The following is an 11,628-nucleotide window of genomic DNA, read 5'->3' as shown; positions in this document are numbered from 1 at the left end:
ATTGTTGAAGTATGAAACAAAAAAAACGAATAAACCTGCTCCAAAGCTTGGAACAGAAAGTGAAGACCAAAAACATCTTGAAACTAAGGCGCTTCAAAATACGGTCTATTTAGTTATGCAGATTTAGGAGGTTGGAAAATGGAGACTTTTTCCAAAGAGGCGTATAAGTTTTGATAGTGGAAGTTGTGGCTTCCACTTTGACTTATTTCGGGTTTTAGTAGTGAAAATTCAACAGGCATCCAAACAACATCGGCAGTAGCGTGATGGCAGGAAATATGCTGAAACGGCAACTGATCGTGGTCGTGATTTTCTTCCTTTTCATTCGCTAAGTGTTCTGCTTTTAACGATCCATAGTGTTTTTGAATAAAAGTAAAGAAATCGTCCCCGTGACTTTCAGAGTGATGTTCGGCGTGCTGCACCAACTTTCCAAGCAAAAACATATCTTGAATGCCAAAGCCTACGCTCTGGAAAGCGATAAGAAATGCGAGCGATATGGCGAATACAGTTTTCATTTATAAAACAAAAATATACATATTAATCGGGAATTTCACTGATTTTAATCAGCTTAAAAATAATCTTATCCAAGACAATCGAGTTGTTCATTTTTTTCTTGACATTTTTATTCAAATTGATATTCGTTCAGCTTCCGATTCAGAAACACAAACACTTTATGTACAAACAACTACAAACCTTAAAAATAATTCTAACACCAGATAGAAACCGTAACTTTTGTTACATTACAAAAAATATTGACCAATTTGTACCATCCATCATTTAGAAATTATAACTTCGTACCAATTCCTTCTAATTATGATTATACACGATTTTAGTAAAGCAAACTCCATTATAAACCAATATATAAGCGAAGTCCGCGATGTAACTATACAGCAAGACCGGATGCGCTTCAGAAGAAATATTGAGCGCATTGGGGAGATTTTAAGTTACGAAATGAGCAAAACATTATCGTACAGCTCTAATTTAGTTGAAACGCCATTAGGCAAAAAAACGCTTGGGGTTCCCGATACTGATATTGTTTTATGCTCTATTCTTAGAGCTGGGATTCCACTTCATCAAGGAATTTTAAATTATTTTGATGGCGTTGAAAATGCATTTATTTCGGCTTATAGATACCATCCAGATGACGGAGATGAATTTGAAGTACGAGTAAAATACCTAGCTTCCCCTTCCATTGAAGGAAAAACTTTAATTTTGGCAGACCCAATGTTGGCTACTGGAAGAACTCTTGAAAATGTACTCCGGGCACTAGAGCCGCTTGGAAAACCGAAACAGATTCATATTATTTCCATAATTGGTGCAAAACCTGGGATTGACCTCGCTGATATCATCTTTCCTAAAGATACGCATCTTTGGATTGCAGCCGTGGACGATGCCCTTAACGAGCGCGGTTATATTGTACCCGGACTTGGCGATGCTGGCGACCTGTGTTATGGGCCGAGGTTGGATTAATAGTTTGTAGATGGTGTTTGGTAGTGGGTAGGTTGTGCTTCTCTAAATAGGGTTTGCTGTTTAAAAATTAAATTCCCGGAAAAAACCTTCCCGACTGCTCTTTATATTCAGCATATTTTGGAAATTTTTCAAGTAAGCGTTTTTCCTCATAACGGGTTTTAATATAAAACAAGACAAATAATAGAGCTGCGATTAGTAGTCTGTAAACCGAATCGCTGATAATTGCATATCCGAAGAACGCCAAGATAAGACCGGTATAGATGGGGTGACGAACAAATTTATATACTCCGTTTTTAATCAGTTTGGCGCCAGGCAGCGGACTGGGAAATGGCGAAAGGTTTACATTTAACTGAAAAACAGCGATTAGCGTGACCAAGGCACCCATGCCAAAAAAGACAACCCCAACCCAGAATAAAGCCGCTGGAAAAATAAATTTCATCGCTTCTACATCAAAAGTAAATGCTATAAACAACAAAAACTGAAGCACTACAAATAGTATGTCTTTTGGTGGGATTTTCAATTTATAATAGGATTATTTTTCTCTCGCAAAGGCGCAAAGTCGCTAAGATGTTCTTCATTCTATCCTTAAAAAGTAAAATTAATTTATGTTTTCATTTTTGTCATAGGCATCCCTTCGGGCAATTTCAATTTAGCTCTCTTTTGCTCATTCTAATAAAAAGCTCATTCCCAGCTCTAGGTGGAATGGAGTTATAAGCAGTTTCCATTTTCTCTATTTTAAATTTTTCTTTAAAAAGTGAACGGTATTCCATTTCATTTCCCCCGAAAGGCGGTTTATCGTTATTTAAGGGAATATTAAAAAGCAAGCCCACCAATTTTCCATCTGGCTTGAGCAGCTGCTGTAATTTAGAAATGTATTTTTTCCGAAATTTAGGTTCTTGGGCACAGAAAAAAGTCTGTTCTAAAATAAGATCATAGCTCCCATTTAAATCGTAAAAATCACTATGCAAGAGGTTTTTCTTTGGAAACGACGGAACGCGCTTTGCTAGATTTTCTAGAGGAATAGTTGATATATCTACAACCGAAACATCAGTAAACCCGTTGTTAAACAGATATTCTGCCTCATAGGAATTTCCACCACCAGGAATCAATATCTTTATGTTTTTGTCTGAAAGCCGATCGATGTATTCCTTCAAAGGCGTAGAAACATAGCCAATATCCCATCCCGTATCGCCAGCGGTGTATTTATTGCTCCAAAAGGTTTCGTCTAAATTAGTTCTATCCATGTTCATTTATCTTCTACCGTTACTGACTAAACTGAATGCTCCACATTCCGCGTACCTCATTGACGGAATAGCCAGTGGCGGCATCGTGCGGATAAAGTTCGTTGATTTTATTTAACGTGAGCGATTCCAACTCCTTTTCTGGAGTACCATGACACTTTAAGCACATGGCATTGGTTATTATGGGGGCGTAAAATTCGGTGACCTCTTCTTTTTCAATTACAATTGGCTGCACCTCACCCCCTGCAGCAACTTGCTTTTTAAAGTCTTCAATGTATTGCAACTGGGTAGTATTAGCCTGGTTTTCTGGATTCCGAGCTTTGTCGGTAACGCGTTTAATTTGTGCTTTATGAGCGGTAGCCATACTATCGGTAATTGGCATTGCTTCTATATTACAAAATTCGAGGGCAGCAATAACGCCATTCTTTTTCACCTGCCCCATCAGGTTTTTTCCAAGTGCTGCTTGGGTGGCCTTAGCGATTTCCATACCTCGGGTTTGCGCAGGTTTAGTATCAGCCGCCCCATTAGCTTCACTCTTTTCGGCCTTTCTATTTTTCATATTACCCTTGTTTTCAGCATGTTTTCCGTGCATTTTGCTATAATGCGCTTCAAACCAAGTGGGTTCTTCAATGTTATACTCATACATATAATCGGCAATCTGACGAATAGTATTTTCTGGATAGAACTGGTAGGGCATCAATCCGAATTTTTTAACGGCACCCGGCATTTTTGAAAGGGATTTCGAAGGCGATTTAGACCATGCCACCATAGCGTTGACAAAACCTTCCTTTGTTGTTTCCTCCTGAATATAGTGCTTTTTTACAGCAATCATGGGCGGTGCTATAAGGTCTTCTTGAGCAGTTTTTGGGTTATGGCACATATAGCAGTTGTTTACCATCAGGTTTTTGCCCGGATGCTCCTGATGCGCTTCCATTTTAATATTTGCAGTACTTTCCGCCATTGCGGTATATGTTTTTCGGGTATTGGTATTGCAAGACATTATTAGCAATCCTGAAACTAAAGTGAAAAATATTCTCATAGCGTGTGGTTTAAGATTGGCATTATTTCAAAAATAAGATAAACCCTCCTTTTAGGCAGTAACAAAAGTTACAGTTGGCATAATTTCACCTAAAACACAGTCAGCCTAAAGTGAAATTATTTTTATACTATTTCTATAAAGCTCAATTTTACCAAGGGATTCCAGCTTTTTAAGGAGCCGGGAAATAACTACACGCGAGGTGTTAAGCTCGTACGCAATTTCTTGATGGGTAGAATTGATTACCGCATCATTGGTTATTTTTTTCTTATTCTGAAGATATTTCACTAACCGCTTATCCATATTCAAAAAGGCAATGCTGTCTATGGTTTCAAGCATCTCTGTTAAGCGTTCATGATAACTCTGAAGCACAAAATTACGCCAGCTTTTATAATTACCCATCCACTCTTCCATTTTCTGGATCGGTACCATGATCAAGGTTGTGTCTAGCTCGGCAATAGCTCTGATTTCACTTTTTTTCTGACCCAAGCAACAAGTTAAAGTCATGGCACAGGTATCGCCGCGTTCCAAGAAATAGAGTAACAATTCATCGCCATTATCATCTTCCCTTAAAATTTTAACCGCTCCCGAAACAAGGAGTGGCATAGACCGAACATAATCGCCAATCTCTATTAATTTATTCCCTTCCTTTACTTCTTTCAGTATTCCAACTTCATCAATTTCTTCTATGAGCGCGTCCTCAAAAATATAAGTAAAGTTCTCTTTTAAGTTATCGAGCATGTAAGCGTTTTTTCAGGTTGGATTTTAAGGAACGAATTTACCAAAATTATCAATCCTGTCCTAAATATTTAACCTGTTCATTTTTTCCATTGATAATTCCGATAGCTATCGGAACGAACCAAACCCCGATAGCCATCGGGGCTAGGCTTACGAAATTTTCTCTAAATTTTTTATTCGTCCCCTAAATTTTAGGAACTCGCCTTTAAATCCAGTGCTTTGATGACTATCCCTGCTGGCTCAAACAGCCTAAAATTTTACGGGAACTTCACTTCAAATTTTACGATAAATTTTCGATAGGCCAAAAAGCAGGAATTTTCAATTACAGACCCTTAAGCTTCATAATATTTCTAAAACCCTATTAAACAAAGGCTTTGAATGGTTGCCTTATGAACGTTTAGGACGCTATTGCAAAATTTTATCACTTTTCCTTTGACTCCCTGCGCTTCTGTCTTTCCAACTTTCTAAAATATCCCCTAAATAAGAAGTTACTTTTTAAGGCTTCCATATTTTCATTCAATTTTTCGGCGGCTTCCTTAATGTTAAACATTGTAGTATCAATGGTTTTAACCATTTCCTCATCTTGGGTAAGGTGGTTTAAAGCTCCTTCTCCAGACTTTATTTTATTTATGTATTCATCCAATTTTTGGGTAACATCATTAATATCGTCGCTTGAATTTTTAAGGTTGCTAAAAACCGTTCTCATTTGATTAGCAGAAACGGTATCGCTTAAAAGTACAGCAGCTGCGCTTTCATCGTAATTAATTTTTGAAATAATTCGGTTAATTTTATTCATCGCCACGCCAGTGCCTTCTGAAGTATTTTTAAGCTCAATTAAGGTTTGCTGGATGTTTTGAGCCAAAATAGTGTCGTTTATCAAGGTTCCCAAGGTGCCTTTACCCATTAAAATTTGCTGTGAAATTTTTGACAGATCTTCATTGGTTTTACTAAGAGTCTCAAGCATATCGTCCATACTAACTTTCATGGATGTGTGAATGGTATCTCCCGAAACAACATTTGTTGCTAGCTGTTCGTTTCCGGGAAAAATATTAACCACCATACTCCCCACCAAGCCATCGGAACTGACTGAAGCTTGGGCATCCTTTTTAATAAAATATGCCGCTTTTTCCTCCACTGTCATTTCAATAGAAATTTTGCCTACTTGTATCATTTCAATGTTGGTTACCGTACCCACATTTATTCCAGAGTAGCGAACATTATTACCCAACTGAAGTCCGTTTACATTGTCAAAAACCGCATATAATTGAATGTTTTTGCTGAAGATATGCTGTCTTGAGCCTATAAAATATAGGGCACCTACGAGAATTATCGTGCCCACGACAACAAATATTCCAACTCTTATTTTTTGTGAAGTTGATTTTGACATAACTTTAATTTTTAAAAAATGCTCGGGTTTGTGGATCGCTAGAATTTGAAAGCTCTTCATAGGTACCTTCGGCATAATTGATTCCATCTACCAACAATATCATTCGGTTTGAAATTACCCGTGCACAGTCAACATCGTGCGTAATGATAAGGGAAGATGTGTTATATTGTTTTTGAATGTTTCGCATAAGTTGAATAATTTCATTTGCCGTGATAGGATCTAAACCTGTGGTTGGCTCGTCATACATAATAATTTTCGGCTTTAAGATAAGGGCACGAGCCAAGGCTACTCGCCGTTGCATTCCTCCTGAAAGTTCTGCCGGCATCAAATCTATAGCGTGCAAAAGTCCTACACTTTCAAGTGCTTCTTTTACTGAGGCTTCCGTTCCCTGAAAATTTTCCACTTTATCCTTATGCCTTCGCAGTGGAAATTCCAAATTTTCACGTACAGTCATTGAATCATATAAAGCACTACCTTGAAATAAAAACCCAATTTCGGTACGCAAAAAATCTAATTCCTCCTGTCCCATAGCAATAATATCTTGATCTTTAATGGTTATACTTCCACTATCGGGTTGAATTAGGCCCACAATACACTTTACCATTACCGACTTTCCAGAACCGGATTTTCCCATTATAACGAGATTTTCCCCTTCGTAAAGTTCCAAGTTGAATCCCTTAAGCACATGGTTATTACCAAAGCTTTTTTTAATGTCTTTTAGCTGTAAAACAGGTTTTTTATTTTTTTGAGAATTCATCTAAAGTGTAAAAAATATATCGGTTACAAAAACGGCAATAAAGTCAACCACGAATACTAACATAGAGGCATAAACCACAGCTGCGTTTGAGGCTTCTCCAACTCCAACGGTTCCTTTGGCACAGTGATATCCCTTGTAAGTTCCCACCAGGCCAATTGCAAAGCCAAAGAAAAATGTTTTAACCGTGGCTGGAAAAACATCACTAAACTTTAACGCATCAAATGTTTGATTAAAATAAAGTGTAAAGGAAACACCGCCCTTCAGGTTTTCCACGATTGCGGAACCAAGAAGAGCGACGGCATCGCCTAATATTACTAATAAAGGTAACATAAGAGTGACGGCAAGGATTCGAGTAACAACTAGGTATTTAAACGGATTGGTACCCGAAACTTCCATAGCATCTATCTGTTCGGTCACTTTCATGGAGCCAAGCTCTGCTCCCATTCCAGACCCTATTCTTCCTGCACAGATCAGGGCAATAATCACAGGCCCAATTTCGCGTACTATGGAAAGACTGACCATAGATGCCATCCACGATTCGGCACCAAATTGCATCAATGTGGGGCGCGATTGCAATGTAAAAACGAGTCCTAAAATAAATCCAGTTACCATCACCAACAATAAGGAGCGATTACCCACATTGTAACATTGGCGCATCAATTCGCGAAACTCAAATGGCCTAGTGAACACTTCTCGAAAAAAGCGTCCTGCAAAAAAGGTCATATCTCCAATTTCAGCAAAAAATGATTTGGAGCGATCCAAGATGGAAGTGGATTTATTCATTTAAATAGCTGTAAATCCAAATATAGACATGATTTTAAGCAACAGAAATGATATAAATCAGGTTAGTAGTTTTAAATCATTAGTGTCAGACAAAGATGTACGACCGCTTCGCTATAATGACTAACGACATACGACTAGAATTGTAAAGGCTTGATAATAAGGTTAATTTCGTTATACATATTTTTAAAATGTTTATCCTTTATTGGAATCTCAATAGCAAGGTGTTATATTTTAATTAGTCGTGTCCGACTAAGATATAAGACCGCTGCGCTGAAAGACATAAGACGTAAGACTTGCTTTTTAATAGATTGAAAACTAGATAAAATTGATTTAACATACTTATTAATTGATAAATTTTGATGCTAAGTATAATAGCATGCTGCCATTAAATAAAAAATATTCTAATTGCCTATTATCTGTGACTCAACAAATTTTCTCACTCTTTTAATCAGACACTACTAGTTTTAAATATGTTTAAACGAGCATTAGTGATAAACCCACAATAGATTTGTGGGCAGGCTTTTAAACTTTAATCCTCCTGCTTTAATGTTATTAAAGTAATTTCCGGTCGCATTCCCAGTCTTCCAGGGAATCCCAACCAGCCTAGTCCCCTATTCACATATAAGTATTGATCTTCTTCGCGGTACAATCCGGCCCAGCGTTTATATTTATATTTAATTGGGCTCCATTGCTTTCCCATAATCCGGATTCCTGCCTGCATTCCGTGAGTGTGTCCAGAAAGTGTAAGGGCAATATTGGTTTGTTTCAGTACTTCTTCGTCCCAATGAGAAGGGTCATGAGATAACAGAATTTTAAAAGGAACATCTTTTATAGGGTGCAGTGCTTTTTTTAAATTGCCATCTTGTCTAAAAGGTGGCAAACCCCAATTTTCAACGCCTGTTATTGCAATGGCATCGTCATTTTTTGAAATTAATACGCTTTCATTAAGAAGCAATTCGAAATTTATTTCTTCAAAAAAACGCTTTATAGATTCAAAGTTTTTGTCTTTTAACCGCTGGGAGTCCCATTTACTATAATCTCCATAATCGTGATTTCCTAAGATTGCATATTTGCCATTTTTGGCCGAAAATTTCTTTAAAACCTTATTCCAGCCCTTTAATTCCCATGCAAAATTATTGACCAGATCTCCAGTGAACACAATAAGGTCGGCGTCCAATCTATTTACAAGGCTTACCGCTCTTTCTAAAACGCGGTATCGGTAGGCGAAACTTCCTAGGTGAAGATCAGATATCTGTACCACTTTTAATCCATTAAATGATTCTGGCAGCTCGTTATGCGAAACTGTAACACGATAGACTTTGAATCTATAAACCGCTTTAAAAATTGCATATACAATAGCGAAAAAAGGAAGAAACCCAGCAATCAATCCCATTGCGGGTACGATAATCAAAGATTGGGTTTCAGAAAAAACAAAGTTCGAATAATGCAAAACACTGATTACAACAATAAATACTATTTTAGGAATAAAAGAAGATACCGTTAGCCCATAGAGCGATGAAATTAGCGCCTGCCTTCTTGTTATTGGCACAGTTTCCATTTTTATCTTTAAGATTAAAATAGCAGACACCAAGCCTATGGTAAATATCCAAAAAAAGATGTTTATGATAGTTTTTAGAATAGCGGAAGGAATAAACTGGATGATGGATTGTAGCCAGTAAAAAGTGAGTATATCAACCCCAACGATGGCGATACAAAGTAAAAAAACTACAAAAAGTGAATGGGTTCGCATTCTTATTTTAGACTATTTAATGAGCGAATAAAATTAGCTGAAATGTATTTTTACAATAACCTGAATTGTTGTTTTTTAGCAATAAAAAGACTTAGATTCAGCATACTACCTTCAAAACTCTAGGTTCTAGCCATGCATTAAAAGAACCAATTCATTACATTGAAATATCCATTACATATTATTTTCAACTAAGTTCAATATGCATATTTCGTTCTTATGTACCTTTTAATGCTTTACGAAGAAAATTCTTATAAGCAAAAGGTAGTTAATAGCGGTGGTTATTGGTTTCAACACAAATTAATTTAATGCGGGTATGTAAATGTACTGGCTTGGCGTTTACCGTTTTCTGATCACTAAAATGGTGTCGTCTGAAAACTCCATCCAAGCTAGGTCGTAAATGTAATGATACATTTTATTTTTTGAATTGACTTGGAAGTGGGTATGGTATTTAAATCGGAATCCTTTTTTTACCAACAGGTTTCTATATATTTTAACTTGAGATTTATTTTTCCCCAATACTTCTAAGAGAATCGTGTAGTTTCGTTTAAGATACCCGTTTATTTCTATTGCGGCAACTTTGGTAGCATGTCGGATTTTTTTATGGTATTGGTTTTTACATTGGGTAGAGCAGAAAATTTTATCTGATCGTCCTTTTAGGGGTTTTGCACATATTTTACATTCGCTATTCATATAAAAAACTGTTTTACAAGCAAATATACTTATTCGTTCTTAACGGTTAAGAAACATTTGTATTCGTTTATAAGTACTTATAATCGCCTTTTTATGTTTTTTTTTAGCTAGGTTTGAGAAACACCTTAATAATCGCTATCATGAAAAACAGGCCAAACACCCACGTTATTATGTATCTTCCCTTAGCCAAGGCAAGCAGGGTTAAGGTTTTTATTCCGTATAAAATGCTATCGGAACGGCAAGCTTTTAAAAGGCTGGACGGTACCTATTACCACTATCACCAAAAACTGTGGAGCATTCCAAACACTTCAGAAAACATAAAAAAGATTGAAACACTTTTTGGCAAAAAACTAACGAAGCAAAATACACAAGCCCCTACCGCCATACCACAAGCAGCCATTGCTCCGCATGTACAGCGTGAGCTAGACCGGAACCATCAAAAAATGATTCTAAAAGGTTTTAGTTGGGCTACTATACGCAACTATCAAAGCAACTTAACGCAGTTTTTCCAGTATTTTGAAGCTGTTGAATATCAAAAAATAACCAAGGAGCAGATTGAAGGGTTTATCTATCACCTTATAAGTAAATACAAAATAAGTGACCAAAAGCAAAATCAGCTAATAAATGCCATAAAGTGTTATTATGAGCATACATTGGGTATGCCAAGGGAATATTATGATATTACCCGGCCCAAGAAAAGCAATAATCTGCCGAACGTGCTTAGCAAGAGAGAGGTGGCTACAATTTTAAGCTACCCCACCAATATAAAGCACAAGGCCATATTGCATGTTATATATGCTGCAGGTCTTAGAGTGGGCGAAGTGGTTCGGTTGCGCTTAACGGACATAAGGAGCGATGATGGTTATCTTTTTATAAAAGACGGAAAGGGCAAAAAGGATAGGCACTGCACCTTAAGCCCCGTACTTTTAGCGCTTTTACGAGAATACTACAAGCAATTTAAACCCAGTTATTGGTTATTTGAAGGGCAGGATGGCGGTCAATACACCGTACAAAGCATACAGCGCATATACCGAAAAGCGGTAAAGAACACCAACAGCAACCCTTGGAGCACGCCGCACACCTTGCGGCATAGTTACGCTACCCACCTTATGGAGCACGGCGTAAACATTAGGAAAATACAAAGCTCTATGGGTCATGCTACCACAAAAACAACAGAGGTTTACACACGTATTTTAGGAATAAACAATAAAACTTTAGAAAGTCCCTTGGATACTTTGTATGAATCGGGTACATTTGGTACGGATAATACAAAAAAGAAAAAATAACATTAGGCTGGAGGGTGCACAAGTAGAATATATACGTAACTCCCCCGTTGTATATCCACATGTTAGGCGTAATGTTAATGAAACGCCTTATACATTTTCGCAGTTAATTCTCTAGCTCTTTTTAAAGTAATGAAGTCTAATGAATAGCCGTGTGCATCTAATAGTAAATCGTGTAATGCCTCAATAGTTGCAATATCACTATCTACTATATCAACAGAAACACTACGCCTAACATCGGCTATAAAATCATTGCCGTTTTGTTGCTTGTCCAAAGTTTTGTTCTCTTTACTCATTTTGTTTTTAATTTAAAAGTTAAAGCGTTTTTTAATCGGCAACGATTCATAGCCGTAATCCGTTGTACTACATTTAAAAAAAACTTTGAGAATAATTTTGAACATTTTATTTCTGACATTTTCTGGAATTATTTTCGGACAAGATTATAATGCAAATAATTCAAATACAGCTGATTTAATTAGAGATGCAGATTGCCTTA

Annotated in this window: 13 protein-coding genes; 2 read left to right on the top strand and 11 right to left on the bottom strand. The window is 36.9% G+C overall.

All coding sequences use genetic code 11. The annotated features are described in order from the left end of the window. Positions 1 to 113: 113 nt before the first annotated feature. Positions 114 to 512 (bottom strand): hypothetical protein, encoded by a 399-nt coding sequence (locus tag QPK98_RS12995; protein ID WP_310993895.1) that lies wholly within the window; start codon positions 510 to 512, stop codon positions 114 to 116. Between the two features lie 298 nt (positions 513 to 810). On the opposite strand from QPK98_RS12995, the gene upp reads away from it, so the two are divergent. Further along, a complete protein-coding gene (gene upp, locus QPK98_RS12990; protein ID WP_310993894.1) occupies positions 811 to 1,467 on the top strand; it encodes a uracil phosphoribosyltransferase in 657 nt (218 codons plus the stop codon). A 67-nt stretch (positions 1,468 to 1,534) separates the two neighbouring features. On the opposite strand, the gene QPK98_RS12985 is transcribed toward upp, so the two are convergent. The 9 genes from QPK98_RS12985 to QPK98_RS12945 form a co-directional block, all read right to left on the bottom strand. Beyond that, positions 1,535 to 1,987, bottom strand: coding sequence for a methyltransferase family protein (locus tag QPK98_RS12985; protein ID WP_310993893.1), 453 nt, complete (start codon positions 1,985 to 1,987; stop codon positions 1,535 to 1,537). Positions 1,988 to 2,111: 124 nt separating this feature from the next. Beyond that, positions 2,112 to 2,711 (bottom strand): methyltransferase domain-containing protein, encoded by a 600-nt coding sequence (locus QPK98_RS12980; RefSeq protein ID WP_310993892.1) that lies wholly within the window; start codon positions 2,709 to 2,711, stop codon positions 2,112 to 2,114. Positions 2,712 to 2,730: 19 nt separating this feature from the next. After that, positions 2,731 to 3,747, bottom strand: a complete 1,017-nt coding sequence (locus QPK98_RS12975; RefSeq protein WP_310993891.1) for a Tll0287-like domain-containing protein — start codon at positions 3,745 to 3,747, stop codon at positions 2,731 to 2,733. A gap of 105 nt (positions 3,748 to 3,852) precedes the next feature. After that, entirely contained in the window at positions 3,853 to 4,485 is a 633-nt protein-coding gene (locus tag QPK98_RS12970) for a Crp/Fnr family transcriptional regulator (RefSeq protein WP_310993890.1), read from the bottom strand. Between the two features lie 418 nt (positions 4,486 to 4,903). Next, positions 4,904 to 5,869 (bottom strand): MlaD family protein, encoded by a 966-nt coding sequence (locus tag QPK98_RS12965; RefSeq protein ID WP_310993889.1) that lies wholly within the window; start codon positions 5,867 to 5,869, stop codon positions 4,904 to 4,906. A gap of 4 nt (positions 5,870 to 5,873) precedes the next feature. After that, positions 5,874 to 6,626: an ABC transporter ATP-binding protein gene (locus QPK98_RS12960; RefSeq protein ID WP_310993888.1), complete on the bottom strand. Its 753-nt coding sequence runs from the start codon at positions 6,624 to 6,626 to the stop codon at positions 5,874 to 5,876. Next, complete coding sequence (locus QPK98_RS12955) at positions 6,627 to 7,409, bottom strand: MlaE family ABC transporter permease (protein WP_310993887.1); 783 nt, start codon at positions 7,407 to 7,409, stop codon at positions 6,627 to 6,629. Between the two features lie 529 nt (positions 7,410 to 7,938). Next, positions 7,939 to 9,159, bottom strand: a complete 1,221-nt coding sequence (locus tag QPK98_RS12950) for a metallophosphoesterase (RefSeq protein WP_310993886.1) — start codon at positions 9,157 to 9,159, stop codon at positions 7,939 to 7,941. A 336-nt stretch (positions 9,160 to 9,495) separates the two neighbouring features. Then, positions 9,496 to 9,849: a hypothetical protein gene (locus tag QPK98_RS12945; RefSeq protein ID WP_310993885.1), complete on the bottom strand. Its 354-nt coding sequence runs from the start codon at positions 9,847 to 9,849 to the stop codon at positions 9,496 to 9,498. 140 nt (positions 9,850 to 9,989) lie between these two features. On the opposite strand from QPK98_RS12945, the gene QPK98_RS12940 reads away from it, so the two are divergent. Then, positions 9,990 to 11,135 carry a tyrosine-type recombinase/integrase gene (locus QPK98_RS12940; protein ID WP_310993884.1) on the top strand — a complete coding sequence of 382 codons (1,146 nt, stop codon included), beginning with the start codon at positions 9,990 to 9,992 and terminating at the stop codon, positions 11,133 to 11,135. A 74-nt stretch (positions 11,136 to 11,209) separates the two neighbouring features. Here QPK98_RS12940 and QPK98_RS12935 read toward each other — a convergent pair whose 3' ends face one another. After that, positions 11,210 to 11,428, bottom strand: a complete 219-nt coding sequence (locus QPK98_RS12935; protein WP_310993883.1) for a hypothetical protein — start codon at positions 11,426 to 11,428, stop codon at positions 11,210 to 11,212. Between the last annotated feature and the right edge of the window lie 200 nt (positions 11,429 to 11,628).

Origin of the sequence: Aequorivita marina (genome assembly GCF_031631895.2) — a bacterium.
Classification (GTDB): Bacteria; Bacteroidota; Bacteroidia; order Flavobacteriales; family Flavobacteriaceae; genus Aequorivita; species Aequorivita marina.
Note: the sequence above shows the minus strand (reverse complement) of the source record. Positions and strands in the feature narration are given on the sequence as shown.